The sequence below is a fragment of the Telluria sp. LT2P34 genome, assembly GCF_059685915.1.
In genome coordinates this window covers 696,698-722,629 of the sequence record NZ_JCASIN010000002.1, presented here as the reverse complement: position 1 = coordinate 722,629, position 25,932 = coordinate 696,698, and the positions used below count along the sequence as shown (strand labels likewise).

Below are 25,932 nucleotides of genomic sequence, written 5' to 3'. Positions count from 1 at the left end.
GCAGTACCAGACCAGGACCAGGAGCCGTAATGGGAATCGCCTCGAAAATGAGCTTGAATTTTTTCCCGAAAGGGAAGATGGAAGAGGACACCGTACTGTCGTCGCCGGACACCCGCTTCGGGCCGGGCCTGCTCGCGCTGCCGCTTGACGCCGCCGGCCCGGCCGCGGGCTCCGCAGCCGGCGCTGGCACAGGTTCGGCCGAAGAGGCGATGCTGCGTCTCGGGAACGTGATGCGGCGGCGCTCCCCGGCCACGGTCGAGGAGCTCGACGAAGACAACCTCAGCCTCCCCCTGATCGGCCACCTGTCGCTGCCGCGCCAGCTGCGCCTGCTGCTGATGGCCTTCACCGCCGGCATCCTGCTGACCATCCTCGGCATGTGGCAGAACGCCGCCGGTAATGCCAAGGTCGCGGCCCAGGTGCAGGTCGCGGCCGACATCCTGATGCATTCGCAGCGGGTCGGCAAGGCCGCCCCGAACGCGCTGGCCGGCAGCGCCGATTCCTTTACCCAGCTGGCCGAAAGCCGCGTCGAAGTCAGCCGCGACCTGCAGCTGCTGGCCAGGGGCGGCGAGATCGGCGGCGTCGCCGTGCCCGCCGCCAGCGGGCGCCAGAACGCGCTGCTGGCGCGGGTACGCGTTACCTGGAACGCATCCGACCAGGGCGCGACGAACATCCTGAAAATGCAGCCGGCGCTGACCGCGTTCGACAAGAGCGTGCGCCAGCTCGATTCGCTGGCCTCCGAGATGCTGGTGCTGACCGAAGACCTGATGGCGCAGAACGTGGAACGCGGCGCCAGCGCACGCGAACTGGCAGCGATCGGCCGCATGATGATGCTGACCCAGCGCCTCGCGCGCGGCGCCAACAGCTTCTTTGCCATCGGCGTGCCGCGCGACGACGCCGCGGTGCGCATCGGCGCCGACAGCGCCGCCTTCCAGCATGCGCTCGAGGCGCTGCTGGTCGGGAACGTCGCCCTGCGCAATGACGACCTGCGCGCCAAACTCGGCCAGGTGCAGCTGCGCTTCGAGGCCTTCCGCAAGGATTTCGCACCCTTCCTCGACAACCCGGCCGCGTATTCGACGGCGCGCGCCGCCGCCCGCACGATCCACCGCGACAACGAGGTGATGAAGAAGGAAGTGGCCGCGCTGCAGGGCAGTTACCGCGAACAGCAGGACGCGCAGAGCGCCTGGTTCTGGCTGCTGGTGGTGGCCTCGATCTTCACGCTGGCCACGGCCGGCTCGATCAGCCGCGTCATGCTGCAGGACTCGCACAACCGCACCCGCGGCGCCGAAAACCGCCGCCGCGAAGCCGAGACGCTGCGCCAGCTGGCCCAGGCCAAGGAAGAAGAAGCCAAGGCCACCAACGACCAGAACCAGGCCGCGATCCTGCGCCTGATGAACGAGCTGCAGGAAGTGGCCGACGGCGACCTGACCGTGCACGCCACCGTGTCCGAAGACATCACCGGCGCGATCGCCGACTCGGTCAACTACACGGTCGAGGAATTGCGCGGCCTGGTACTGCGCGTGACCAACACCGCCGAACAGGTGACGCTGGCCTCGAACGAAGCCCAGCTGACCTCGACCAGCCTGCTCGGCGCGACCGAGCAGCAGTCGCGCGAGATCGAGGAAGCCTCGTCCACCGTGCTGCGCATGGCCGGCGACATTACCGACGTCTCGAAGTCGGCCAACGAATCGGCCGACGTGGCGCGCCAGTCCGTCGCCGCGGCCGAGCAGGGCTCGGCGGCGGTGCAGAATGCGATCCTCGGCATGCACGAGATCCGCGAGCAGATCCAGGAAACCTCGAAGCGCATCAAGCGCCTCGGCGAATCCTCGCAGGAGATCGGCGAGATCACCGAACTCATTTCCGACATCACCGAGCAGACCAACGTGCTGGCGCTGAATGCGGCGATCCAGGCAGCGTCGGCCGGCGAAGCGGGACGCGGCTTCTCGGTTGTGGCCGAGGAGGTGCAGCGCCTGGCCGAACGCTCGGGCGAAGCGGCCAAGCAGATCGGCGCGCTGGTGCGCACCATCCAGACCGATACCCATGACGCCGCCGCCGCGATGGAAAAATCGACCCAGGGCGTGGTCGAGGGCGCCCGCCTGTCGGACGCCGCCGGTACCGCGCTGGCCGACATTTCGCGCGTGTCGAACCGCCTGGCCGAGCTGATCCAGGGTATTTCGTTTGCCACCGGCCAGCAGGCGACGTCGGCCAACGGCGTGGCGCACAACATGCAGCACATCCTGTCGGTCACCGAACATACCCAGGCCGGCACGCGCCAGACCGCGCACTCGATCCAGCAGCTGGCCGAGCTGGCGCAGGAACTGAAAAACTCCGTGTCGCGCTTCCGCGTCGCTCCTTGACCCAGACACCATGACCCACTCCACGCACGCACGCGCTCCCGGCAGCGGCCCTTTTGATTCCGGTCCCCTGTCGTGGGTGATCGGCGAAATCCGCGGCGCGCTCGAGCGTTCCGGCAGCGCCCTGAACGACGCCGCCACCCGTTCGAGCGAAGCGCAGCCGACCCTGCTGCTGCACGCGAAAACCCACCTGCACCAGGCGCACGGCGCGCTGCAGATGGTCGACGTGGACGGCGTGGGCCTGCTCACCGCCAGCGCCGAGCGCGCGCTCGACGGCTTCAAGGAACGCACGATCGACTGCACTCTTGAAAACGCCAGGGCCGTGCGCGAGGCCTACGGGGCGATCGCCGAATACCTCGACGAGCTGGTGGCCGGTGTGCAACCGCAGCCGCTGCGCCTGTTTCCCTATTACCGCGCGCTGCAGGAACTCGTCGGCGCCGAGCGCATCCACCCTTCGGACCTGTTGAGCGTCGACGCGGACCTTGCGCTGGATCTGCCGCAGGCGGCCGATGCCTCCGCACCCGACTACGCGGTCTGCCGCGCGCGCTTCGAAAAAGCGCTGCTGCCTTACCTGAAAAGCCTGGATGCCGCCGCCCAGCGCAGCAACGCCGGTGCGCTGTTCGAGGCGATCGCGCCGCTGGCCGATGCCCTGATCGATGCGCACGCCCGCACCGCCTGGACCGCGCTGCGCAGCGTCGCGCGGCTGGTGGCCGACGGCGCGCTGGCGGGCGACCTGTATGTGAAACAGCTGTTCGGCCAGGTGAATATGCAGCTGCGCCGGCTGTCCCAGGGGCCTGTCGACCTGCCCGAGGCCATGCTGCGCGATGCGCTGTTCTTCATTGCGGCGGCAAGCACGGTGGACAGCGAGGCGGCTTCGCTGAAGCAGGCCTTCCGCCTGGACGGCGCCGTACCGGCCGATTATGCGCAGCGCCGCTATGGCAAGGTCGAGCCAGGCGCATTGAAGGCGGCCAAGGAAGCGCTGGCGCGCGCGAAATCGCTGTGGGATGGGCTGGCGCTGCAACCGGACGCCGCGCGCGAAGCCGATTTCCGCCAGGCGCTGGCGCTGCTTGCCGCAAGCGGCGAACAACTTGGTACGCCCGCGCTGGCACGCCTGCTGGGCGAGCTTGCGCAGGCGGGCGCGTCGGCACCCTCCAGCCGCGGCGACGATTTCGGAATCGACATGGCCGGCGCCTTGCTGTTCGCCGAGCAGGGGCTGGACCATGTACGCCATCTACCGGCCGACTTCGAAGCGCACGCCGAGGCCGTGGGCGCACGCCTGCTGGCGCTGGCCGCCGGCGACACGCCGCCGGAGGCACCGCACTGGCAAACCGAACTGGCGCGCCAGGTCCAGCAGGGCCAGACCGTGGCCGTGCTGGCGGCCGAAATCAAGTCGGGACTGCGCCAGGTCGAAAAGCTGCTCGACGAATACTACGATGCGCCGCAGGCCAAGCGCGGCGCCCTCGAGCGCGCGGCGCCGCTGCTGCACCAGGTGCAGGGCGCCCTCAGCATCCTCGACCAGGATGAAGCGGCGCGCGCCGCGCAGCACGTGCGCGCGGCGGTGGCCTCCCTGGCCGAAGGCGACGGCGACCTGGAGGCGCAGGCGGCGACGCTGCACAAGCTTGCCCGCAACATCGGCGCGCTCGGCTTCTTTACCGACATGCTGGCGCAAAACAGCGACAACGCGAAGGGCCGCTTCGCCTTCGACGCCACGACCGGGCTGCTGCAGGAGCTGAGCTACGGGCAGGCGCCGCAGCAGAACCAGGCGCAGGAGCAGGGCGCCGCGCCGGTTCCCGAGCCGCAAGCGCCGCCTGACGCGCCCGACGCCGATGCCGAGCTGCTGGAGATTTTCGTTTTCGAGGCCGAGGAAGTGCTCGGCACGGTGGCCGCGGCGCTGCCTGGCCTGCGCCTCGACCCGGCCGCGCAAGACGTGCTGACGGTGGTGCGGCGCGCCTTCCACACGCTCAAGGGCAGCGCGAGGATGGTCGAGCTCGAGGCCTTCGCGGCCGCCAGCGCGGCGATCGAGCGTACCCTGAACGTGTGGTTGGCCGACAGCCGCGCAGCGACCGACGACCTGCTGGCCCTGGTCGAACACGCCCATGCGCAACTGGCGCCCTGGGTAGCCGAGCTGGCGCAGGCCGGTGTCTCGCAGCGCGAGGGCGCCGATCTGATCGCGGCGGCGCAGCGGGTGGAGGCGGGCGGCGGTTTCGCCGATGCACCCGACGCACCCGATGCACCTGACGCACCTGACGCACTCGACGCACCCGACGCACCTGAGCCATCCGCCAGCAATGTATTTACCCTGCCGGCCGCCACGCTCCCGGCGCCACCAGGCGAGGACAGCGTGCGCCGGGTCGGCACGCTCGACATCCCGCTGGCCCTGTACAACATCTATATCGCCGAGACCGACGAGCTGCTGCGCCTGCTCGAGCGCGATCTCGGCGAGTGGCGCCATGAAGCGGGGCGCCCGGCCAGCATCGAGGCCCTGACGGCGGTTCATACCCTGGCCGGCACCTCGGCCACGGTCGGTTTCACGGCCCTGCGCGACCTCGCCTACAGCTTCGAGGCCACGCTCGGGATGCTGGCCGCGTCGGCGCCCGTGTTGACCCCGGACCAGCACGACCTGTTCGATGCCGTGCTGGCGCGCGTGCGCGAGATGCTGGCCGCGTTTGCGCGCGGCGAACTGGCGCCGGCCCAGCCGGACATCGCCGGCCAGCTCGAGGCGCTGCAGGCGGCATTCACGGCGCAACAGGCCGTTGCGGCCTACGGCGACGCCGCACCCGCGCTGGCGCAGGAACTCGACAGCCTGTTCGAACAGGCCTACGACAGCCTGGTCGCCGAGCCGCCTCTTGCCTCGACCGTGCCGGCCGCGGCCGAACCGGTCGACGAGCCCGTCGGCATGGATTTCGACGACCTGTTCGACGCCCCGGCGCTGGCGCCTGCCGCGCCGGTCGACGAGCCCGAACCGCAGCCCGAACCGCAGCCAGAAGCGCAACTGGACCCGCAGCCAGAAGCGCAACTGGAACCACAGGCAATCGAACGCCCGGTCGCGCTGCCTGCCGCCCCGATGCTGGCGCCGGCGCTGTCCACCGAGGCGGTGCCGCACGACGAGCTCGATTCCGACCTGCTGCCGGTGTTCCTGGAAGAAGCTGCGGACCTGCTGCCGCAAATCGGCAACGGCCTGCGCCAGTGGCAGCAGAATCCGGGCGATACCGCGCCGGCGCAAGGCCTGCTGCGTACCCTCCACACCGTCAAGGGCAGCGCGCGCATGGCCGGCGCGATGCGCATCGGCCAGCACACGCACGAACTGGAAACCCAGGTCGAAAACATGGTGCATGCCGGGACCACGGCGCCGGCCGCTTTCGATGAACTGATGGCCAGCTACGACCAGGCGCTGGCGCTGTTCGAGCAGCTGGTGCAGCCCGCGCAGGCGACCGACGAGGCGCCGGAAAGCGCCACGTCGACGGCCCCCGCCGATGGGGTGGCGCCGCCGGAAGCGCGCACGCCGCTGGTGCGCGTACGCGCCGACATCCTCGACCGCCTGGTGACCCAGGCCGGCGAAGTGTCGATCACGCGCTCGCGGCTGGAAAACCAGATGGGCGTGCTCAAGGGCTCGCTGTCGGACTTCTCGGACCACCTGAACCAGTTGCGGCGCCAGCTGCGCGAAGTGGAAATGCAGGCGGAGTCGCAGATCGCTTCACGCATGTCGATCGCCGGCGAGCGCGAATTCGATCCGCTCGAATTCGACCGCTTCACGCGCCTGCAGGAACTCACGCGCATGATGGCCGAGAGCGTCAATGACGTCGCCTCCTTCCACGAGTCGCTGTCGCGCACGGTCGATGGGGCCGGCGAAGAGCTGGCGGCGCAGTCGCGCATGACGCGCGATTTGCAGCGCGACCTGATGCGGGTGCGCATGGTGCCGTTCGCAAGCCTGTCCGAGCGCCTGTTCCGCGTAGCGCGCCAGACCGCCAAGGAAACCGATAAACGCGTCAACCTCGATATTCGCGGCGGCGCGACCGAGATCGACCGCAGCGTCCTGGAACAGATGGCCGCGCCTTTCGAACACCTGCTGCGCAACGCCATCGTGCACGGCATCGAGCCGCGCGCAGCGCGCGTGGCGGGCGGCAAGCCGGAGACGGGCGAATTGCTGGTGCAGGTCAGCCAGCAGGGCAATGAAGTCGTGCTGCAGTTCAGCGACGACGGCGCCGGCCTGGATCTCGAACGCATCCGCGCCAAGGCGCGCGCGCTCGGCATGGCCGCCATCGACGCCGACGTCAGCGATGGCGACGCCGCCGAACTGATTTTCGCGCCCGGTTTCTCGACCGCCGACACCCTGACCGAACTGGCCGGGCGCGGCGTCGGCATGGACGTGGTGCGCTCCGAAGCGCAATCGCTGGGCGGGCGCGTCGCGATCGCCACCGAGGCGGGCAAGGGCGTGCGTTTCACGATCCGCCTGCCGCTGACGCTGGCCGTCGCCCAAGTGGTGCTCGTCGCCAGCGCCGGCAAGACCTATGCGCTGCCTTCGAACCTGGTCGAGCAGGTGGTGCAGGTGCGCGAGGCGGAGCTGGCCGCCGCCTCCGATGCCGGCGTGATCGAAGCGGCCGGGCAGGTGCTGCCCTTCCACTACCTGCCGGCCCTGCTGGGCGAGGGCGGCACCGTGGTGGAGGCCGCGCATGCACCGCGTTCGCGCCCGGTGATGCTGCTGCACAGCGCCGGCGAGCGCATCGCCCTGCAGGTCGACGACGTGCTGGGCAACCGGGAGGTCGTGATCAAGAACCTCGGCCCGCAACTGGCGCGCGTGCCGGGTATCGCCGGCGCGACCGTGCTGGGAACAGGCGACATCGTATTGATCCTCAATCCCCTGGCGCTGGGCCGGCACGCCGGCACCGTGACGCCGGTGCCGCTCGCCGGCGAGGCGCCGCTCCATCGCCCGATGGTGATGGTGGTCGACGATTCGCTGACGGTGCGCCGCGTAACGCAACGCCTGCTCGAGCGCGAAGGCTATCGGGTGGCGCTGGCAAAGGACGGCGTGGACGCGCTGGCGCAAATGCCGGCGGTGCGCCCGGAGCTGATGCTGGTCGATATCGAAATGCCGCGCATGGACGGTTTCGACCTGGTGCGGCATGTGCGCGGCGATGCGGCGACGAGCGCGATACCGATCATCATGATCACCTCGCGTACGGCCGACAAGCACCGCAACGTCGCCCTCGGCCTGGGCGTGAATGCGTATTTCGGCAAGCCGTATCAGGAGCCGGTGCTGCTGGGAGCGATTGCGGGCTTGTTGAACCGGGAAATGCCGGACGGGTGAATCTTCGAAACGGTTGATTCAAACGTGATTTGAACGCGTGAGCGGCAAAGCCGCCCACCCTACGGTTCGGTTTGCGCCGCCTTCACCACCGCAAAGCGCGCCAGCGTTTTCTGGCGCGCCTGTTCGTGGTTCACGATCGGCTGCGGATAATCCCGGCCGAGCACGATTCCGACCTCGGCCAGTTCCTCCGCCGGCACCAGCCAGGGCGCGTGGATGTCGCGCGCAGCGAGCCGCGCCAGTTGCGGCAGGTACTGCCGGATGAACTCCCCGCGCGCATCGAATTTTTGCGACTGCGTCACCGGATTGAAAATCCTGAACCAGGGCTGGGCGTCGCAGCCGGTGGACGCCGCCCACTGCCAGCCGCCCACGTTCGAGGCCATGTCGTAGTCGTTGAGCTGGCGCGCAAAATACCGTTCGCCCCAGCGCCAGTCGATGCCGAGATCCTTGACCAGGAAACTGGCGGTGACCATGCGCAGCCGATTGTGCATGAAGCCCGTCGTGTTCAGCTGCGCCATCGCCGCGTCCACCAGCGGGTACCCGGTGCGGCCCTCGCACCATGCCGCGAACAAGTCCTGCGCCGTTTTGCCTTCTTCCCATTGCACCGCATCGAAGGCCGGCTTGAAGGCGCGCGTGGCGGTGTGCGGATGCTGGAACAGGATCATCGCGTAGAAATCGCGCCAGACCAGTTCCGACAGCCAGACCGGCGCCCCCACGCCGCCGGCGCCGAGCGCCATCATCTGCTGCAGCGTGCGCACCAGGTGGCGCACCGAGGTGGTGCCGAAACGCAGGTGGATCGACAGCTGCGAGGTGGCGGCCAGGACCGGAAAGTCGCGCGCCGTGCCGTAGTCCGCCAGGCGCGGCAGGAAGGCTTCGAACAACTGGGTTGCACCGGGCATGCCGGGCGGAGCGGGCAGGGGGCCGTCGTCGAAGCCGAGTTCGGCGAGCGCGGGCAGGGCCGCTTCCGGCAGCGGCGCCAGCGCGGCCGCATACGGCTCGATCATCCAGGGCGCGACTGCCTCGGGCTGGCTTGCCAGGCGCTTGAGCCAGGCATTCTTGTAGGGCGTGAAGACGCTGTACAGGCCGCCGGCAAGGGTCAGCACTTCATTTTTTTCAAAAACAACGCCGTCCTTGAACCCGAGCAGCCGGCGTCCGTCCGCGGCCAGGGCGGATTCGACCAGCGCGTCGCGCTCGAGCGCGCCCGGTTCGTAGTCGTTGTTGATGCAGACCGTCGCGGCGCCGAGTTCGGCCGCAAGCAGCGCAATGACCTCGCGCGCGGCGCCATGGCGCACGATCAGGCCGCCGCCTAGCCGGCGCAACTCCGCATCGAGCTCGGCCAGGCAGGCGTGGATGAAGCGCACCCGGCGGTCGTCGCGCGGCAGGCCGGCCAGGATGTCAGTATCGAAAACGAAGGCGCAGTAAACGCGGCCGCCGTTTTGCGCGGCATCGCGCAGCGCATGGTGCAGGGCGGCATGGTCGAACGCGCGCAAGTCGCGCCGGAACCAAACGATGGAATTGCTTGTTGGAATCATTGTGTGTCCGGTCAACATGGCGGGTTATTTTACTGGCTACGATCCGAGGGTGGTCGCATTGCATCGCGCGCGCAACCGCACTGCCGGTGGTGCCAGCGCGTTTCAGTGTAAACTAACGAAAAGCCTAATGTTGTAGTCTGGATACTAGTGGTTAAACAGCGGGCCCCGAGAGACACGGTTTCGAGGTTCCCGGAGAGCGAGCCAACTGAGAGTCAGCGTATGAAGAAGAGCAAAATCGACAAAACTCTGCCCATGGCCGGCCTGCCGCAGCAATCTGACATGCTCGGCAATATCGGTCCGGCACCATCAGGGTTGAATTTAGCTAATCATTTCCTCATCGCCATGCCTTCCATGGAAGATCCGATTTTCGGCGGGGCGGTGGTCTACGTCTGTGAGCACAACGAAAAAGGCGTGCTCGGCGTCGTCATCAACAAGCCTACCGACATGACGATGGAGGTGCTGTTCGACCGCATCGACCTGAAGGTGGCCGACAGCCTGCGCCCGGCCGTCGTCGACGAGCCGATCATGTTCGGCGGCCCGGTGCAGGACGACCGCGGCTTCGTGCTGCACAGCCCCGGCGGGCGCTACTCGTCCTCGCTCAATGTCACCGAGGAAGTGGCCTTCACCACCTCGATCGACGTGCTCGAAGCGGTTGCCAGCGGCGCCGGCCCGGCGCGCATGCTGGTGTCGATCGGCTATGCCGGCTGGAGCCCGGGCCAGCTCGAAGAAGAACTCTCGCGCAACGGCTGGCTCACCGTCGGCGCCGACGCCCATGTGCTGTTCGACCTGCCGATCGAGGAACGCTACACGGCCGCCATCAAACTGCTGGGCATCGACCCGATGATGCTCGCCTCCGAGGCCGGCCATGCGTAGCAATGGTTGACATCGATGGTTGATATCGTTCTGGGCTTCGACTTCGGCATCAAGCGTATCGGCATCGCGATGGGCAACACGCTCACCGCCCAGGCGCAACCGCTCACGGTGGTGAGCGCCATCGACAACGGCACCCGCTTCAAGATCATCGGCGAGCTGATCGAACAATGGCGCCCCGCGCGCCTGGTTGTCGGCGAGCCGCTCCACCCCGACGGCGCCGAGCACGACATGACCTTGCGTGCACGCCGTTTCGCCAATCAGCTGCACGGCCGTTTCAATCTGCCCGTCGCGCTGGTCGACGAGCGTTACTCGTCGGCCGTCATCACGTCCAAACGCGGCGATCTCATCGATGCCAAGGCCGCCGCCATCATTTTGCAACAGTACTTTGACGACCATGCCAACAACTAATCACGACTTCGATGCCGAGGCGCTGTATCGCACCCTGCTCGAGCAGGTGCGCCCGGCCCTCATCGGCGTACCGAACGCCGCCATCGTCGGCATCCACTCGGGCGGCGCCTGGCTGGCCGAACGCCTGGCCGCCGACCTCGACCTGAAAGGGCGGCTCGGCTTCATCGACGTCTCCTTCTACCGCGACGATTACGCCAAGAAGGGCCTGCATCCGGACGTCAAGCCGACCCACATCGGCTTCAACGTCGATGGCGCCACCATCCTGCTGGTCGACGACGTGCTCTATACGGGCCGCACCACGCGCGCGGCCATCAACGTGCTGTTCGACTATGGCCGTCCGGCCTGCATCAAGCTGGCGGCGCTGGCCGACCGCGGCGGGCGCGAACTGCCGGTGGCGCCGGATTTCGTTGGCGTACGCACGGCGCTGGAGCCGCGGCAGCTGCTGTCGCTGACACGCGGCGATGCCGGCCAACTCACGCTCACGATCGAAGAAGACAATGCCGATTCTGAAAAATAACCCGCAACTGAATAAAAACGGCGAGCTGCAGCACCTGCTCACCATCGAAGGCCTGCCGAAGTCGATCATCAACCACATCCTTGATACGGCGTCGAGCTTCGCGGGCATCTCCGACCGCGAAGTCAAAAAGGTGCCGCTGATGCGCGGCAAAAGCGTGTTCAACCTGTTTTTCGAAAACAGCACCCGTACCCGCACCACCTTCGAGATCGCCGCCAAGCGCCTCTCGGCCGACGTCATCAACCTGAACATCCAGGCTTCGTCGACGACCAAGGGCGAGTCGCTGCTCGACACCATCGACAACCTGGCGGCCATGCACGCCGACATGTTCGTGGTGCGCCACGCGCAGTCCGGCGCGCCCTACCTGATCGCCAAGCACCTGATCGATACCGGCCAGAAGGACATCCACGTCGTCAACGCCGGCGACGGGCGCCATGCGCACCCGACTCAGGGCCTGCTCGACATGTACACGATCCGGCACTACAAGAAGGATTTCACGAACCTGCGCGTGGCGATTGTCGGCGACATCCTGCACAGCCGCGTGGCGCGTTCGGACATCCACGCGCTGACCACCCTCGGGGTGCCGGAAGTGCGCGCGATCGGCCCGCAGACGCTGCTCCCGAGCGGTATCGAACACATGGGCGTGCGCGTGTTCAACAACATGGACGAGGGCCTGAAGGACGTCGACGTCATCATCATGCTGCGCCTGCAGAACGAACGCATGTCGGGCGCGCTGCTGCCGTCGGCCCAGGAGTATTTCAAGAGCTATGGCCTGACGCCCGAGCGCCTGGCGCTGGCGGCGCCCGACGCGATCGTGATGCATCCGGGGCCGATGAACCGCGGCGTCGAGATCGACTCGGCGGTGGCCGACGGCAGGCAGGCCGTGATCCTGCCGCAGGTAACCTTCGGCATTGCGGTGCGCATGGCGGTAATGAGTATTTTGGCGGGAGGCAGGGTTTGAACTTCGAACGAATGAAACTACATATCAGGAACGGGCGCCTGATCGACCCGGCCAACGGCGTCGACGCGGTCACCGACCTGTTCATCGAGGATGGCAAGGTGCTGGCCACCGGCGCCGCCCCGGCCGGCTTCACGGCCGACCAGACCATCGATGCCAGCGGCCTGGTCGTCGCGCCGGGCCTGGTCGATCTGTCGGCGCGCCTGCGCGAGCCGGGCTACGAATTCAAGGCGACGCTGGAGTCGGAAATGCAGGCGGCGGTGCAGGGCGGCGTCACCACCCTGGTCTGCCCGCCCGATACCGATCCGGTGCTCGACGAGCCGGGCCTGGTCGAAATGCTCAAGCACCGCGCGCGCAGCCTGAACCTGGCCAACGTGCACCCGCTGGGCGCGCTGACCATGGGCCTGAAGGGCCAGGCGCTGACCGAGATGGCCGAGCTCACCGAGGCCGGCTGCATCGGCTTCGCCCAGGCCGAGGTGCCGATCCTCGACACCAACGTCCTGCTGCGCGCGCTGCAGTACGCGAAAACCTTCGGTTATACGGTATGGCTGCGTCCCCAGGACCCGCACATCGGCCATGGCGGCGTGGCCCATGGCGGCCCGCTGGCCTCGCGCCTCGGCTTGTCCGCGGTGCCGGTGATCGCCGAGACGATCGCCCTGCACACGATCTTCGAGCTGGTGCGATCGACCGGGGCCCGCGTGCACCTGTGCCGCATCTCGTCCGCCGCCGGCGTCAACCTGGTGCGCGCGGCGAAAAAGGAAGGCTTGCCGGTTACCTGCGACGTCGGCGTGCACCACCTGCACATGACCGATGCCGACATCGGCTTTTTCGACTCGAACGCGCGCCTGACGCCGCCGCTGAGGAGCGGCCGCGATCGCGATGCACTCAGTGCGGGTCTCCTCGATGGCACGGTCGACGCGGTCTGCTCGGACCACACGCCGGTCGATGACGATGAAAAGCTGCTGCCCTTCGCCGAAGCCTCGCCCGGCGCCACCGGCCTGGAACTGCTGCTGTCGCTGATGCTGAAATGGGTCGAGGGGCAGCATGCGCTGGATGCCTTGCCGCTCGCGCTCGCAAAAATCACGCACGACGCGGCGCGTACCGCGGGCCTGCCCGTGGGCCAGCTGGCGCCGGGCGCGGCCGCCGACCTGGTGCTGTTCGACCCGAACGTACGCTGGCTCGTCAACGGCGCGGCGCTGGCCAGCCAGGGCAAGCACTCGCCTTTCCTGGGCTACGAGCTGCCCGGGCAGGTGATGGCCACGATCGTCGGCGGGCGCATCGCCTGGCAGCGTCCGCAGCAGCAGTAATATCGACAAGGACCGGCCGCATACACGGCCGGTACCCATTCATGACCCGTCTTCGCCTCGCCTTGCGCCTGCTGCGCGTGATCGTCCACCTGCTTGCCGGGCTGGCGACCTGCGCGCTCGTGTTCCCGTGGGCGCGCCGTCCGCTGCGCGATGCGGCCACGCGGCGCTGGTCGCGCCGGCTGCTCGCCATTTGCAATGTGCGGGTCGAAAGCGCGCCCGGCGCGGCGCCGCTCGAGCACGCCGTTTTCGTCTCGAACCACATCTCCTGGCTCGACATTTTCGTCATCGATTCGCTGTATCCCTGCCGCTTCGTCGCCAAGGCCGAAATCCGGTCCTGGCCGGTGCTCGGCTGGCTGGCGGGGGCGGCCGGCACCGTGTTCATCGCGCGCGGCAACCGGCGCGAGCTGCGCCACATCTTCAAGGGACTGGTAACGGTACTGCAGGAGGGCGAGCGCATTGCCTTCTTCCCCGAAGGGACGGTCGCGCGCCAGGGCCAGGTGCTGCCGTTTCACGCCAACCTGTTCGAAGCGGCGATCGACGCAAGGGTCGAGGTGCAACCCTGCGCGCTGGCCTATCTCGACGCCGAAGGAGCCTGGCATGCGGGCGTGGACTATGTCGGCGACATCAGCTTCGCGCAAAGCATCGTCAAGATCCTGACGGGGCCGCCGGTGGTGGCGCGCCTGGCTTGCCTGGCGCCGATCGCGGGCAGCGGCGCGCACCGGCGCGAGCTGGCGCAGGCGGCGCATGACGCCATCCAGGACGCGCTGGCGCCCGCCATGACCGGAAGCGGGAGCGCGCCAGTCACAGCGCCCGTGGCCGCGCCCTAGCGGCCCTGCTACTGCTTGCCGGCGTGCGGCCGGTACTCCGGGCAGTCGACTTGCAATAGCTTGCGGTCGTCCAGGCAGACGGCGGTGAGTTTGCCGCCCCAGACGCAGCCGCTATCGAGGCCGATCAGGTTCGGGCGCAGGATGAAGCCCAGCGCCGACCAGTGGCCGAACACCACCGTGACGTCGAGCGTGCGCCGCCCGGGCAAATCGAACCAGGGCAAGAGGCCTGATCCGATCGGGCCGCTTTCGCTTTCCTTGTGCGCGAAGTCCATCGTGCCGTCGGGCAGGCACAGACGCATGCGCGTGAGCGCATTGACGATGCAGCGCAGGCGCGCGATGCCGCTCAGGGAGTCATCCCAGCGGTCCGGTGCGTTGCCATACATCTGGGCCAGGAAATCGATCCAGCCGTCGCCGCGCAACACGTCCTCGACTTCGCCGGCCAGCGCCATCGTCTGCGCCGCATCCCACTGGGGCGGCACGCCGGCGTGCACGCACAGGTGGGCGTCGACGAACAGGGCGAGCGGGCGCTGGCGCAGCCAGCCGATCAACGCGTCGCAATCCGGGGCGGCCAGGATCTCGTCGAGGGTATCGGATTTGCTCGCGCGCTGGGCGCCCACGGCAACGGCCAGCAGATGCAGGTCGTGGTTGCCGAGCAGGGCTTCGACCCGCCCGCCGCTCGTTTCCGATAGCGCCTTCATGCGCCGCAGCGCCATCAGCGATTCCGGGCCGCGATTAATCAAGTCGCCGACAAACAGGATACGCGCATCACTCCGGGCATCGTCGGCGATTTTCTGGAGCAGGGCCTCGGCCTCGTGAGCGCAACCCTGCAGGTCGCCTATGACATAAGTTTTCATTGTTTCTTTTTCAGGACCGCGGCGCCGATTTGCCACGGTAATTGAGCTTTCTCCGATGCTGCCGCAAACGCGCCTTGGGCTGCGCTTTGCCGTGGGGGCATACTAAATGATTTTGACGGCGACGGTATGGCCGGCGCGGAATCGGGCGCCGCCGGCGAATGCCTGCGCTGGAAATCGATGCCGCTTGCACAGGCTGCTTTCGTTATCGCTTATATATGGCGCATGCGCTGCGTCCACGGCGGCCTTGCAACCGTTTCCAGGTACCGGAGCGTCTGCTTTGGAGGGATTTTCTTTTAAGCACGCCAATGATCGCGGATTTTGAGCAATCGCATGGACGCGGCGCACGATAAACGCTCGCCTTCGGGATGAGAACGCTTATCCGGTTAGAATGGAATCGACTTGTTGCAGGCGATCGATTTGGCATGCCGATTGCTGGTGCAATGCATTGCGGACCAGACCCTTGCGCCGTGATTTTTTGCTGTAACGTGCGCTGTCATTGGAGATGTAAAACCGTCGCCGCGGGATACGCATGTTTTCCTTTCTCGTCAGCTTTGCCTGTTCCGCTTTGCTGACCCTGCTTGTCATCAAGCACGCGAAATTGCACGGGCCTGCGCTCGACAGCGATTTTCACGGCGTGCAGCGCGCCCATATGCATCTGGTGGCACGCATTGGCGGCCTGCCGATTTATCTGGCGGTGGTGCTGACGGCCGCGGTCTCGATCTGGCGCGAGCCGGTGCTGATGCAGTCGCTGGCCCAGCTCCTGGCCTGCGCCCTGGTGGCCTGCATCGGCGGCCTGCTGGAGGACTATACCGGCGCTGTGCGGCCTTCGCGCCGCTTTCTGCTGACGCTGGCCGGCGCCACGCTTGCCTGGCTGCTGCTCGATGCACGAATCGGCCGTATCGACCTGCCTTTCGGTTTTGAATTGCGGGTGCCGTACTGGGTGGCGATGCCGCTGACGGTATTGGCGGTCGCGGGCATTGCAAATGCGGTCAATATTATCGACGGCTTCAATGGATTGGCGAGCATGGTGACGATTTGCATGCTGCTCTCGCTCGCTTATGTCGCCTTGCAGGTGGACGACATGTTCGTCCTCATCGCGGCCCTGATGGTGGCCGGCGCCACCGCAGGCTTCCTGGTCTGGAATTATCCGGTCGGCCTGATTTTCCTCGGCGATGGCGGTGCCTACTTTATCGGATTCATGCTTGGCGAGTTGGCTTTGCTGTTGGTAATGCGTAATCCCGAGGTATCGACCTGGTATGCGGCCTTGCTGCTGATTTATCCCGCCTTCGAAACAATCTTCTCGGTTTACCGTCGTATGTTTGTACGCGGAAAATCTCCCGCGGTTCCCGACGGTATTCACTTGCACAGCCTTATTTTCAGGCGTATCGTGAAGTGGACTGTTGGTACAAAAGAGGCCCGCGCACTGCTCAAGCGAAATGCACGGACCTCGCCTTATTTGTGGTTATTTTCACTCATGGCAGTCATTCCTGCGACATTGTTCTGGCAAAATACAATTGTCTTGATAGTAGTCTGTTTGTTGTTTGTAATCAGTTACATCTGGCTGTATGCACGTATCGTTCGATTCAAGTCGCCACGCTGGCTTATTTTACGCAAGAAGGGTGGCAATAAGTTGCCAATGTAGTATATTGCGACATTTGGTGAGTATTCACCTGAATTGGATTAACCCAACACTCGAGGAACGATGATGGATCTGTCAAATATGTCGGTTGGTGATTTGCGCAATCTGCAGGAGCAAATCAAGCAGGAAATGAAACAGCGCGAACATCAGGAAGTTCAACAGGCGCGGGAGCAGATCCTGGCCATCGCGCAAAAAGTGGGCGTTCCGCTGAAAGACCTGATCAATACCCCGGCACGTGGCACGAAAACCGGCACCGTCGCCGTGCGTTATCGCCACCCGGACAATTCGTCGCAGCAGTGGACTGGCCGTGGGCGCCAGCCGAAGTGGGTCAAGGAATGGGTCGAGGGCGGCAAGTCCCTAGACAAGCTCCGCGTCTAATGATGGGACCTCGATAAACCTACTGCGCGTCGGATTGCCGGCCTGTGGTGCTCGCTGTACGTTCGTACAGCTCCGCGCCTCGGCCAGCACTCCTTCCGCTCGCTACGGTTTCTCGAGGTCCCGTTGAGCTAACTGGTATCCGCTATAAACCGCATGACCTCGTATTTACTTATCAGCGTTCGCTGGTAAGCACACGCCGGCCTTGGGAGTTACCCCTTGGCCGCGCTAGCCGCTACAATACCCCTGTTTTGTTATTCCACTTATATGGTGCCATTGCTATCCTGGTTGATCAGGCTGGCTGTTTTGCGCGCCTAACTCTTCAAGGTAGAACATGGTTGCTCTTTCAAAAACGATCTTCAAGGCTTATGACATTCGCGGCGTGATCGACAGTACGCTCGATGCGGGTGTGGCGCGCAGTATCGGGCAGGCGTTTGGGCGGGCGGCGCTGGCCAAGGGAGAGCGGGCGGTCGTGATCGGGCGCGATGGGCGGCTGTCGGGTCCGGAACTCACCAGCGCCCTGGCTGAAGGACTGCAATCGTCGGGCGTCGACGTCATCGACCTCGGCATGGTCGCCACGCCGATGGTGTATTTCGCCACCAATGTGCTGGACGGTACGCGCTCGGGCATCATGGTCACCGGCAGCCATAATCCTCCGGACTACAACGGTTTTAAAATGGTGCTCGCCGGTGAAGCGATTTATGGCGACGCCATTACCGGCCTGTACGACGACATCCAGGCGAACAACCGGGTCGATGCGGCCGCGACCGGCGCCTATTCGACGCATGACATCCGCGCCGCTTATCTGGAACGCATCATCGGCGACGTCAAGGTGGCGCGCCCGATCAAGATCGCCGTCGACTGCGGCAACGGCGTGGCCGGCGCCTTCGCCGGCGACCTGTACCGCGGCATGGGCTGCGAAGTCGTCGAGCTGTTCTGCGAAGTGGACGGCCATTTCCCGAACCACCACCCGGACCCGGCGCACCCGGAAAACCTGCAGGACCTGATCCGCGCGCTGCAAAGCACCGACGCCGAACTCGGCCTGGCCTTCGACGGCGACGGCGACCGCCTCGGCATCGTCACCAAGGATGGCCACATCATCTATCCGGACCGCCAGATGATGCTGTTCGCGGCCGACGTCTTGTCGCGTAATCCCGGCGCCGAGATCCTGTACGACGTCAAATGCACGCGCCACCTGGCGCCCTACATCGAACAGCACGGCGGCCGTCCGCTGATGTACAAGACCGGCCACTCGCTGGTCAAAGCCAAGCTGCGCGAGACCGGCGCTCCGCTGGGCGGCGAAATGAGCGGCCACATCTTCTTCAAGGACCGCTGGTACGGTTTCGACGACGGCCTGTATTCGGGCGCGCGCATGCTCGAGCTGATGACCCGTTTCGACGATCCGTCCGCCGTCCTGAACGCGCTGCCGATGGCGATCAGCACCCCGGAACTGCACCTGCACCTGCAGGAAGGCGAGAACGTGGCCCTGATCGACAAGCTGCGTACCGACGCCACCTTCCCGACCTCGGAAAAAATCAACGACATCGACGGCCTGCGCGTCGAGTACCCGGACGGCTTCGGCCTGGCGCGCTCGTCGAACACGACGCCGGTGGTGGTGCTGCGCTTCGAAGGCGAGACCCCGGAAGCCCTGGCGCGTATCCAGGACGAATTCCGCAGCGTGATCCTGGCCGCCAGGGCCGACGCAAAACTGCCGTTCTGACGCGGGATTGAAGTGAAGATCCTGCTGGTGCGGGTGTCGTCTATGGGCGACGTGCTGCATAACCTGCCGATGGTGGCCGACCTCTTGCGCCACCATCCGGGCGCCACCATCGACTGGGTGGTGGAAGAGGGCTATGTCAGCCTGGTGCGCCTGAACCCGCATGTGCGCAAGATTATCCCCTTCGCTTTGCGGCGCTGGCGCAAGGGCCTGGGCAAGCCTGAGACCCGGGCCGAGATCAAGGCCTTCTGGCGCAGCCTGCGCGAGGAAGAATACGATCTCGTCTTCGACACCCAGGGCCTGCTGAAAACAGGGATCATCTTGGGCGCCGCCCGCGTACGCCGCGGCGGGCGCAAGGTGGGACTGGCCAACGGCAGCGAAGGCTCGGGCTACGAGGGCGCCTCGCGCTTCTTCCATACCGAGAGCATCCCGCTCGACCCGCGTACCCACGCGGTGGCGCGCGGGCGCATGGTCGCGGGCGCCGCGCTCGGCTATGCGGTCGATACGCCGCCAGACTTCGGCCTGCCGGCGCCAGCAGCCTCGAGCCGGCCCGACTGGCTGCCGCGCGAGGACTACGCGGTTTTCTTCCATGGCACCGCGCGCGACGCCAAGAAGTGGTCGGCAGCCAACTGGATCGCCACCGCCGAGGCACTGGCGCCGATGCCGGTGCTGCTGCCCTGGGGTTCCCCGGGCGAGCGCATCGAGGCCGAGCTGCTGGCCGGCGCGATGCCGAATGCGCGCGTCCTGCCGAAGCTGTCGATGATGGATGCGGTGACGCTGGCGCAGCACGCCGCGCTGGCGGTCGGCGTCGACACCGGCCTGACCCACATCGCCGCCGCCTTCTACCGTCCGACCGTGGAGATTTATGCGGACTCGCCCAAGTGGAAGACCGAGGGCAACTGGTCGCCGCGCATCGTCAACCTGGGCGACCAGGGCGCGCCGCCGGCGGCGGATGCGGTGATTGCCGCTGCGCGCCGCCTGCTGGCCGAGTCGGACCCCCGATGAACCGCCGGCTGTATTCGCTCCTGTGGTGGCCGGCGCTGCCGCTGGTGCTGCTGCGCCTGTGGTGGCGCGGCCGCAAGGAGCCGGGCTACCGGATCGGCATCGGCGAGCGCCTGGGTTTCTATGGCGCGCCCCTGGCGCCGCGCCGGACCTTCATGGTGCATGCCGTCTCGGTCGGCGAAACGCGCGCGGCCGAACCCCTGGTCGAAGCGCTGCTGGCCGCCTGGCCCGACTGCCGCATCCTGCTCACCCACATGACGCCGACCGGCCGCGCCACCGGGCGCGCCCTGTTCGCCCGCCACGGCGAACGCGTGCTGCAGTCCTACCTGCCTTACGACACCGGCTTCATGGTGCGGCGCTTCCTGCGCCATTTTGCGCCGCGCATCTGCATCCTGATGGAGACCGAAGTCTGGCCGAACCTGATTGCCGGCTGCGCAGAATTCGGCGTGCCGGTCGCCCTGGTCAACGCCAGGTTGTCCGAGCGCTCGCTGCGCCGCGGCCAGCGCTTCGATGCCCTGATGGGGGAGGCGGCGCGCGCCATTACCGTGGCCGGCGCCCAGACCGAGGCGGACGCCGCGCGTATCCGTTCGCTGGGCGCGCCGAAAGTGATCGTCACGGGCAGCATCAAGTTCGATGTCGTGCCGCCGCCGGCAGCGCTCGAGCTGGGGGCCTGGCTGCGGGCAGGGTTCGGGCCGCGCCCGGTGCTGCTGTGCGCCAGCACGCGCGAGGGCGAGGAGGCGCTGATCCTCGACGCTTTCAAGCGCCTGGACCCGGCACGGCGGCCGCGCGGCATGCTGCTGGTGCTGGTGCCGCGCCACCCGCAGCGTTTCGATGAAGTCGAGCAGATGGTGCGTGCGCGCGGCCTGTCGCTGGCACGCCGTTCGGGCATGCAGGAGGCGCTGGATGCCGAAGCGCAGGTGCTCCTGGGCGACTCGATGGGCGAGATGTTCGCCTATTACGCCGCCTGCGACTGCGCCTTCATCGGCGGCAGCCTGCTGCCTCTGGGCGGGCAGAACCTGATCGAAGCCTGCGCCCTCGGCAAGCCGGTGGTGGTCGGCCCCCACACCTTCAATTTCCTCGATGCGACAGAGGAGGCTGTGGCCGCCGGCGGCGCCCTGCGCGTGCCGGATGCCGACGCATTGATGGCGCAGGCGGCGGCATTGCTGGACGACGCCGCAGGACGGGCGGCGATGGGAGCGCGGGCGGCGGCATTCGCGCAGCGTCATCGCGGCGCGACCCTGCGCACTGTTGAACTCCTGCAACAAGAAATGGTCTAGGTTTTGATACCATTGCTTTTTGAGCACGGTAGAAGAAGGGGGCGCGTATGTCGTCGTTAAACAACCCAGGACCGGCCAGCAGCGGACAACCCATGGCCAAGCTGGCACACCAGGGGACCGATGGGGCAGTCGAGGTTTTCTACGGCGCCGCCGAGTCCAGTCCGGCGCCGCTGACGGCCGGCCAGGCCAGGCCTCCTGTATGCGACCTGCATTTCTTCGTGCGCTATACCCTGCCCGAGTACATCGGCTTCATGTGGCAGCACGGCGGCTACCTGATCCGGCGCCGCCATATCCGCCAGCCGGCCAGCCTGTACCTGCGCCTGAAAAGCACCCTCGGCGCGGCATTTCATTTCGTGATGCTCGGACGTGGCCGCCGCACCTACGAATTCACCATCGACCAGCATGGCATCGTGCGCACCAGCGGCGGCGTCACCCTGATCGGCTGGGCCGACGTTACCGCCGTGCGCACCTACTCGCGCGGCTTCATGATGGTGCTGAAACGCGGCACGCTGCCGATTCCCTTCCGCTGCCTGAACGACACGCAGCAGGGCGCGATGCGCATGCTGGCGCAGGCGCGGCGCGATAACGTATTGCGCTGATCGATCCGGTAATCAGTCCGTAAACAACACCGGCATCTCGTGCGAGCGCCGCCGTAATTCCAGGCGCGCACCGTCGTAATCCGCAAACACCGATCCGACCACCGCCCAGAAGCGCGGGCTGTGGTTCATCTCGCGCAGGTGCGCCAGTTCGTGCACCACAACATAGTCGACCAGCGCCGGCGCATAGTGGATCAGGCGCCAGTTCAGGCGGATGTTCCCGGCGATGGTGCACGAGCCCCAGCGCGTACCGGCCGACGATAGCGTCAGCGAACGGTAATGCACGCCCAGCTGCGGTGCGAACAGGTCGAGCCGCTCGACGAACAGGCGCTTCGCTTCGGCCTGGAACCAGAGCTTGACGCGCTCCTTGAGCTGCCACTCCGACAGCCCCGGCGTCACCCCCACCTGCAGTTCGCGCGCCTCCGGATCGAACACGCAGTGGCTGCGCGCCGCCGGCTGCAGGCGCAGGGTGATTTCCCCGCCCAGGTAGGGCAGGCGCGCGCCGTCGTCCCAGCATACCGGCGCGCGTTCGGCGCGCGTGGCGCGGCGCTCGCCGCGTTCCTGCAGCTTGGTCAGGATCCAGCGCTGCTTGGCGCGGATCGCGTTGTCGATGTCGGGGAAGGTCGCGCGCCGCGGCGCCGTCACGTGCAGGCCGTTATCGTCGATCATGAAGCCGATCGAGCGGCGCGACGAGCGTTTCAGTTCATAGTCGACCGCGTACTGGCTCAGCACGATGCGCCGCAGCGGCGGGTCCATGGGAGTGCGCGGCGGGGCGGGCAGATTGATGCGCGGCGCGCTTGGCGGCGCCTTGAACAGCGGCTGCGGCGGTGGCGGCAGCAGTGGCGCCAGTCGTGGCGGATGAGCGCTGTCCTGCTGGAACAGGTCGAGCTGGGAGTCAGGCGCCTGGCCGTTGGTCCGGGGAGCATTCATGGCGGGCTGAGGCAAAGGTGCTTTGATCAGCGCGCCGACTTCGTTCAGCCACCGGTGTAGACGTGGGGCGAAATGACGCGCATTTCTGATTCTATCCAATTTTCGACCTCTTGCATCAGACTCTCGGGAGTGTGGTCTTGCGGCGATATCGGTTGTCCAATCGAGACGGTCACGAGGCCGGGACGCTTGATGAACGAATTCTTGGGCCAGCATTCGCCTGAATTATGCGCGATCGGCACGACGACGGCTTGGGTTTCGACAGCGAGGCGCGCGCCGCCGCTTTTGTATTTGCCTTTTTGTCCCACCGGGATGCGCGTCCCCTCCGGGAACATGATGATCCACTGGCCGTCGGCCAGGCGCCGCTTGCCGTGCCTGACCACGTGCGCGAACGCATTCTTGCCTTCCTTGCGGTCGATCGGGATCATGCGCAGCAGCGCCATCGCCCAGCCGAAGAAAGGGATGTAGAGGATCTCTTTCTTGAAGACGAAGACCAGCGGCCGGATCAGGTTCGGCAGCAGGAAGATCGTCTCCCAGGCCGACTGGTGCTTCGACAGCACGATTGCCGGCGCGTCGGGCAAGTTCTCGTAGCCCTTGAACTGGTAGCGGATGCCGCAAATGACTTTGGCGCACCAGATGATGAAGACATTCCAGCGCGAGGTCACCCAGAAGCGCTTGTTGTACGGCAGCGGCGCGGCCAGGAAGCAGACCAGGGCCCAGACCACGGTGGCGACCACCATCACGATTGCAAACAGGAGGGAACGCAGGAACGGGACGACGTTACGCAAAAAAGGCTCTCTTTCGGATTCAGTTGGGCTGGTGCTGCGACTGCGGCTTGGGCGCGTTCAGCAGGGAGGTGACCATCGCCGCCAGGTCAGGGAAGACCTGGGTGCCGGGCGGCAGGCCCCCGGTCTGGTGGGTCTTGTCGCCCTTGCCGGTCAGGACCAGGTAGGGCAGGCAGCCCTTGACGAAGCCTGCCTGCAGGTCGCGCAGCGAGTCGCCGACCGTCGGCACGCCCTTCAGACTGACCTTGAAGCGCTTGCTGATCTCGTCGAACATGCCGGCTTTCGGCTTCCTGCAGTCGCAGTTGTCGATCGCCGCGTGCGGGCAGAAGAAGACGGCGTCGATATCGGCGCCGGCCTGCTGCGCCAGCGCGTGCATCTTCTGGTGGATCGCGTTCAGGGTCGGCATGTCGAACAGCTCGCGCGCGATGCCCGACTGGTTCGAGGCGATGATGACGCGGTAGCCGGCCTGGTTCAGGCGCGCAATCGCCTCGAGCGAACCCGGAATCGGAATCCACTCCGCCGGACTCTTGATGAAGTCCGGCGAGTCATGGTTGATGACCCCGTCGCGGTCGAGGATGATCAGCTTCATGGTGATTTACGCCGCCAGTTTCGAGATGTCGGCGACGCGGTTCATCATGCCGTGCAGGCTTGCGAGCAGGGCCAGGCGGTTGTTGCGCAGCGCTTCGTCCTCGGCCATCACCATCACGTCGTTGAAGAAGGCGTCGACGGCGTCGCGCAGGCGCGCCAGCATCTTCAGGGTGCCGGCATAGTCGCCGGCGGCAAAGGCGGCGTCCACTTCCGGACGCACCTGCGAGATCGCGCCGTGCAGCTTGCGTTCGGCCTCTTCCTGCAGCAGCGATTCGGAGACCGCGCCGATGGCGGCATCGGTCTTTTTCAGGATGTTCGTGATGCGCTTGTTGGCGGCGGCCAGCGAGCTCGATTCCGGCAGGGCGGCAAAGGCCTGCACCGCTTCCAGGCGCTGCACGACGTCGTCGACACGGTCCGGGTTCTGGGCCAGCACCGCTTCCACCTCGTTCGGCGTGAAGCCGCGCTCGCGCAGCATGCCGCGCAGGCGGTCGAGCATGAAGGCGATGACGTCCTGGCTCGGATCCTTGAATGCGGCCTGGCCGGCGAACACGCCGGCAGCATCGGCCAGCAGCGCGGACAGGCCAAGCGGCAGCCGCTTCTCGACCAGCATGCGCATCACGCCCAGGGCGTGGCGGCGCAGCGCGAACGGATCCTTTTCGCCGGTCGGCTGCAGGCCGATCGACCAGATGCCGACCAGGGTTTCGAGCTTGTCGGCCAGGGCGACTGCGAGACCGGTATTCGTCGACGGCAGCTTGTCGCCGGCAAAGCGCGGCTGGTAGTGCTCGGAGGCGGCCAGGGCCACTTCATCGTGCTCGCCATCGTGGCGCGCGTAATACGTGCCCATGATGCCTTGCAGCTCGGGGAACTCGCCGACCATGTCGGTCAGCAGGTCGGCTTTCGCCAGGCGCGCGCCGCGTTCGGCCAGCGCCACGTCGTAACCGAGGCGGCTGGCGATGGCGCCGGCGAGGCGCGCGACGCGTTCCGTGCGCTCGAGCTGGGTGCCTAGCTTGTTGTGATACACCACGCTGGCCAGCTGCGGGATCCGCGATTCGAGCGTCTTCTTCTTATCCTGCTCGAAGAAGAACTTGGCGTCCGACAGGCGCGGGCGCACCACGCGCTCGTTGCCGCCGACGATGTGCTGAGGATCGCTGGTGGCGATGTTCGAGACGATCAGGAAGCGCGAACGCAGCTTGCCTTCAGCATCGGTCAGCGCGAAGTATTTCTGGTTGGTCTGCATGGTGAGGATCAGGCATTCCTGCGGCACCGCCAGGAATTCTTCCTCGAAGCGGCATTCATACACCACCGGCCACTCGACCAGGGCCGCCACTTCGTCGAGCAGCGCTTCCGGCATCAGGACCTGGTCGGCGCCTGCCTTGTCCAGCAGCTGGGTGCGGATGCTGTCCTTGCGCGCGGACGCCGACGCAATCACCTTGCCCTCGTCCTCGAGGATCGCCGCGTAGTGGTCGGCGTGGGTGATCGCAATGCTGCCGCCATGCGACAGGAAACGGTGGCCCATGGTCTGGCGGCCGGCGTCCAGTCCCAGCAGGGTGAGCGGCAGTACCTGTTCGCCGAACAGGGCCAGCAGCAGGTGCACCGGGCGTACGAAGCCGACGGTGGCGCCGTCCGGGCGCTGGTAGCTCATGACTTTCGGGATCGGCAGCTTGGCCACCGTGTCGGTCAGCACGTCCTGCAGGGCGCCGGAGAGCGCGCTGCCGGCCGCGGTATAGGTGTAGAAGAAGCTTTCGGTCTTGCCATCCGGCGCGCGTTCGAGGTCGGCGATGGCCAGGCCGGGAAAGCCCAGCGCGGCCAGCTTCTTGGCCAGCGGCGCGCTCGGATTGCCTTCCTTGTCGAGGGCCACCGTCACCGGCAGCACCTTTTCGCGGATGCTCTTGTCGGGCGAGGTCGCACGCACGTTCGTGATCGAGACGGCCAGGCGGCGCGGCGTGGCATAAGGCGTGACGACGCTGTCGGCTTCCAGGAAGTCGCGCCCCTTCAGGCCGTTGGCGATGCCGGCGGCAAAGGCGGCGCCCAGCTTGACGAGGGCTTTCGGAGGCAGTTCTTCGGTCTGCAGTTCGACGAGTAATGTCTGATTCATGGTCT

The 25,932-nt window shown here is 66.5% G+C and carries 20 protein-coding genes; 14 read left to right on the top strand and 6 right to left on the bottom strand.

Translation table 11 applies throughout. The features are described from left to right. Positions 1 to 47: 47 nt before the first annotated feature. Entirely contained in the window at positions 48 to 2,354 is a 2,307-nt protein-coding gene (locus AC56KZ_RS09035; protein ID WP_497161814.1) for a methyl-accepting chemotaxis protein, read from the top strand. A gap of 10 nt (positions 2,355 to 2,364) precedes the next feature. Further along, positions 2,365 to 7,656 carry a hybrid sensor histidine kinase/response regulator gene (locus AC56KZ_RS09030; RefSeq protein ID WP_497161813.1) on the top strand — a complete coding sequence of 1,764 codons (5,292 nt, stop codon included), beginning with the start codon at positions 2,365 to 2,367 and terminating at the stop codon, positions 7,654 to 7,656. 59 nt (positions 7,657 to 7,715) lie between these two features. Here the strand turns inward: AC56KZ_RS09030 and AC56KZ_RS09025 are convergent, their stop codons facing one another. After that, positions 7,716 to 9,185, bottom strand: coding sequence for a cryptochrome/photolyase family protein (locus AC56KZ_RS09025; protein WP_497161812.1), 1,470 nt, complete (start codon positions 9,183 to 9,185; stop codon positions 7,716 to 7,718). Between the two features lie 252 nt (positions 9,186 to 9,437). Here AC56KZ_RS09025 and AC56KZ_RS09020 point away from each other — a divergent pair, with 252 nt between their 5' ends. From AC56KZ_RS09020 to AC56KZ_RS08995, 6 genes are read left to right on the top strand one after another with little or no spacing between them, the layout of a single operon-like run. Beyond that, positions 9,438 to 10,058 carry a YqgE/AlgH family protein gene (locus AC56KZ_RS09020; protein ID WP_497162130.1) on the top strand — a complete coding sequence of 207 codons (621 nt, stop codon included), beginning with the start codon at positions 9,438 to 9,440 and terminating at the stop codon, positions 10,056 to 10,058. 15 nt (positions 10,059 to 10,073) lie between these two features. Continuing rightward, entirely contained in the window at positions 10,074 to 10,466 is a 393-nt protein-coding gene (gene ruvX / locus AC56KZ_RS09015) for a Holliday junction resolvase RuvX (RefSeq protein ID WP_497161811.1), read from the top strand. Next, positions 10,453 to 10,983 carry a bifunctional pyr operon transcriptional regulator/uracil phosphoribosyltransferase PyrR gene (gene pyrR / locus AC56KZ_RS09010; protein ID WP_497161810.1) on the top strand — a complete coding sequence of 177 codons (531 nt, stop codon included), beginning with the start codon at positions 10,453 to 10,455 and terminating at the stop codon, positions 10,981 to 10,983. The genes ruvX and pyrR overlap by 14 nt, the downstream gene beginning before the upstream one ends. After that, complete coding sequence (locus tag AC56KZ_RS09005) at positions 10,964 to 11,941, top strand: aspartate carbamoyltransferase catalytic subunit (RefSeq protein ID WP_497161809.1); 978 nt, start codon at positions 10,964 to 10,966, stop codon at positions 11,939 to 11,941. The genes pyrR and AC56KZ_RS09005 overlap by 20 nt, the downstream gene beginning before the upstream one ends. 11 nt (positions 11,942 to 11,952) lie before the next feature. Beyond that, entirely contained in the window at positions 11,953 to 13,245 is a 1,293-nt protein-coding gene (locus tag AC56KZ_RS09000; RefSeq protein ID WP_497161808.1) for a dihydroorotase, read from the top strand. A 41-nt stretch (positions 13,246 to 13,286) separates the two neighbouring features. Continuing rightward, positions 13,287 to 14,072, top strand: a complete 786-nt coding sequence (locus AC56KZ_RS08995; protein WP_497161807.1) for a lysophospholipid acyltransferase family protein — start codon at positions 13,287 to 13,289, stop codon at positions 14,070 to 14,072. An 8-nt stretch (positions 14,073 to 14,080) separates the two neighbouring features. Here AC56KZ_RS08995 and AC56KZ_RS08990 read toward each other — a convergent pair whose 3' ends face one another. Beyond that, positions 14,081 to 14,926 (bottom strand): symmetrical bis(5'-nucleosyl)-tetraphosphatase, encoded by an 846-nt coding sequence (locus AC56KZ_RS08990; RefSeq protein WP_497161806.1) that lies wholly within the window; start codon positions 14,924 to 14,926, stop codon positions 14,081 to 14,083. A gap of 529 nt (positions 14,927 to 15,455) precedes the next feature. Here AC56KZ_RS08990 and AC56KZ_RS08985 point away from each other — a divergent pair. From AC56KZ_RS08985 to AC56KZ_RS08960, 6 genes are all read left to right on the top strand, one after another. Further along, entirely contained in the window at positions 15,456 to 16,568 is a 1,113-nt protein-coding gene (locus AC56KZ_RS08985) for a glycosyltransferase family 4 protein (protein ID WP_497161805.1), read from the top strand. A gap of 63 nt (positions 16,569 to 16,631) precedes the next feature. Next, complete coding sequence (locus AC56KZ_RS08980; protein ID WP_379784690.1) at positions 16,632 to 16,943, top strand: H-NS histone family protein; 312 nt, start codon at positions 16,632 to 16,634, stop codon at positions 16,941 to 16,943. A gap of 331 nt (positions 16,944 to 17,274) precedes the next feature. Next, positions 17,275 to 18,660, top strand: a complete 1,386-nt coding sequence (locus AC56KZ_RS08975) for a phosphomannomutase/phosphoglucomutase (protein ID WP_497161804.1) — start codon at positions 17,275 to 17,277, stop codon at positions 18,658 to 18,660. Between the two features lie 12 nt (positions 18,661 to 18,672). Continuing rightward, positions 18,673 to 19,662: a lipopolysaccharide heptosyltransferase I gene (gene waaC / locus AC56KZ_RS08970; protein ID WP_497161803.1), complete on the top strand. Its 990-nt coding sequence runs from the start codon at positions 18,673 to 18,675 to the stop codon at positions 19,660 to 19,662. After that, positions 19,659 to 20,936, top strand: coding sequence for a lipid IV(A) 3-deoxy-D-manno-octulosonic acid transferase (gene waaA / locus AC56KZ_RS08965; RefSeq protein WP_497161802.1), 1,278 nt, complete (start codon positions 19,659 to 19,661; stop codon positions 20,934 to 20,936). The genes waaC and waaA overlap by 4 nt, the downstream gene beginning before the upstream one ends. 92 nt (positions 20,937 to 21,028) lie before the next feature. Continuing rightward, complete coding sequence (locus AC56KZ_RS08960) at positions 21,029 to 21,535, top strand: YcxB family protein (RefSeq protein WP_497161801.1); 507 nt, start codon at positions 21,029 to 21,031, stop codon at positions 21,533 to 21,535. A 12-nt stretch (positions 21,536 to 21,547) separates the two neighbouring features. Here the strand turns inward: AC56KZ_RS08960 and AC56KZ_RS08955 are convergent, their stop codons facing one another. The 4 genes from AC56KZ_RS08955 to glyS all read right to left on the bottom strand — a co-directional run bounded on the left by AC56KZ_RS08955 (position 21,548) and on the right by glyS (position 25,927). Continuing rightward, entirely contained in the window at positions 21,548 to 22,462 is a 915-nt protein-coding gene (locus AC56KZ_RS08955; RefSeq protein ID WP_497161800.1) for a M48 family metallopeptidase, read from the bottom strand. Between the two features lie 44 nt (positions 22,463 to 22,506). After that, complete coding sequence (locus AC56KZ_RS08950; protein WP_497162129.1) at positions 22,507 to 23,199, bottom strand: lysophospholipid acyltransferase family protein; 693 nt, start codon at positions 23,197 to 23,199, stop codon at positions 22,507 to 22,509. A 67-nt stretch (positions 23,200 to 23,266) separates the two neighbouring features. Beyond that, positions 23,267 to 23,833: a D-glycero-beta-D-manno-heptose 1,7-bisphosphate 7-phosphatase gene (gene gmhB / locus AC56KZ_RS08945; RefSeq protein ID WP_497161799.1), complete on the bottom strand. Its 567-nt coding sequence runs from the start codon at positions 23,831 to 23,833 to the stop codon at positions 23,267 to 23,269. 6 nt (positions 23,834 to 23,839) lie between these two features. After that, entirely contained in the window at positions 23,840 to 25,927 is a 2,088-nt protein-coding gene (glyS, locus tag AC56KZ_RS08940; protein ID WP_497161798.1) for a glycine--tRNA ligase subunit beta, read from the bottom strand. Between the last annotated feature and the right edge of the window lie 5 nt (positions 25,928 to 25,932).

What these genes read in the sequence shown, in the direction of transcription:
- AC56KZ_RS09020 (WP_497162130.1), top strand. Translation starts at nt 9,438, where the DNA reads ATGGCCGGCCTGCCGCAGCAATCTGACATGCTCGGCAATATCGGTCCG.
- ruvX (WP_497161811.1), top strand. Translation starts at nt 10,074, where the DNA reads ATGGTTGATATCGTTCTGGGCTTCGACTTCGGCATCAAGCGTATCGGC.
- AC56KZ_RS08975 (WP_497161804.1), top strand. Translation starts at nt 17,275, where the DNA reads ATGGTTGCTCTTTCAAAAACGATCTTCAAGGCTTATGACATTCGCGGC.
- AC56KZ_RS09035 (WP_497161814.1), top strand. Translation starts at nt 48, where the DNA reads ATGAGCTTGAATTTTTTCCCGAAAGGGAAGATGGAAGAGGACACCGTA.
- AC56KZ_RS09025 (WP_497161812.1), bottom strand. Translation starts at nt 9,185, where the DNA reads ATGATTCCAACAAGCAATTCCATCGTTTGGTTCCGGCGCGACTTGCGC.
- AC56KZ_RS09005 (WP_497161809.1), top strand. Translation starts at nt 10,964, where the DNA reads ATGCCGATTCTGAAAAATAACCCGCAACTGAATAAAAACGGCGAGCTG.
- glyS (WP_497161798.1), bottom strand. Translation starts at nt 25,927, where the DNA reads ATGAATCAGACATTACTCGTCGAACTGCAGACCGAAGAACTGCCTCCG.
- AC56KZ_RS08955 (WP_497161800.1), bottom strand. Translation starts at nt 22,462, where the DNA reads ATGAATGCTCCCCGGACCAACGGCCAGGCGCCTGACTCCCAGCTCGAC.
- gmhB (WP_497161799.1), bottom strand. Translation starts at nt 23,833, where the DNA reads ATGAAGCTGATCATCCTCGACCGCGACGGGGTCATCAACCATGACTCG.
- AC56KZ_RS08990 (WP_497161806.1), bottom strand. Translation starts at nt 14,926, where the DNA reads ATGAAAACTTATGTCATAGGCGACCTGCAGGGTTGCGCTCACGAGGCC.
- AC56KZ_RS08985 (WP_497161805.1), top strand. Translation starts at nt 15,456, where the DNA reads ATGTTTTCCTTTCTCGTCAGCTTTGCCTGTTCCGCTTTGCTGACCCTG.
- AC56KZ_RS09000 (WP_497161808.1), top strand. Translation starts at nt 11,953, where the DNA reads ATGAAACTACATATCAGGAACGGGCGCCTGATCGACCCGGCCAACGGC.
- AC56KZ_RS08960 (WP_497161801.1), top strand. Translation starts at nt 21,029, where the DNA reads ATGGCCAAGCTGGCACACCAGGGGACCGATGGGGCAGTCGAGGTTTTC.
- AC56KZ_RS08980 (WP_379784690.1), top strand. Translation starts at nt 16,632, where the DNA reads ATGGATCTGTCAAATATGTCGGTTGGTGATTTGCGCAATCTGCAGGAG.
- AC56KZ_RS09030 (WP_497161813.1), top strand. Translation starts at nt 2,365, where the DNA reads ATGACCCACTCCACGCACGCACGCGCTCCCGGCAGCGGCCCTTTTGAT.
- AC56KZ_RS08950 (WP_497162129.1), bottom strand. Translation starts at nt 23,199, where the DNA reads ATGGTGGTCGCCACCGTGGTCTGGGCCCTGGTCTGCTTCCTGGCCGCG.
- waaA (WP_497161802.1), top strand. Translation starts at nt 19,659, where the DNA reads ATGAACCGCCGGCTGTATTCGCTCCTGTGGTGGCCGGCGCTGCCGCTG.
- pyrR (WP_497161810.1), top strand. Translation starts at nt 10,453, where the DNA reads ATGCCAACAACTAATCACGACTTCGATGCCGAGGCGCTGTATCGCACC.
- AC56KZ_RS08995 (WP_497161807.1), top strand. Translation starts at nt 13,287, where the DNA reads ATGACCCGTCTTCGCCTCGCCTTGCGCCTGCTGCGCGTGATCGTCCAC.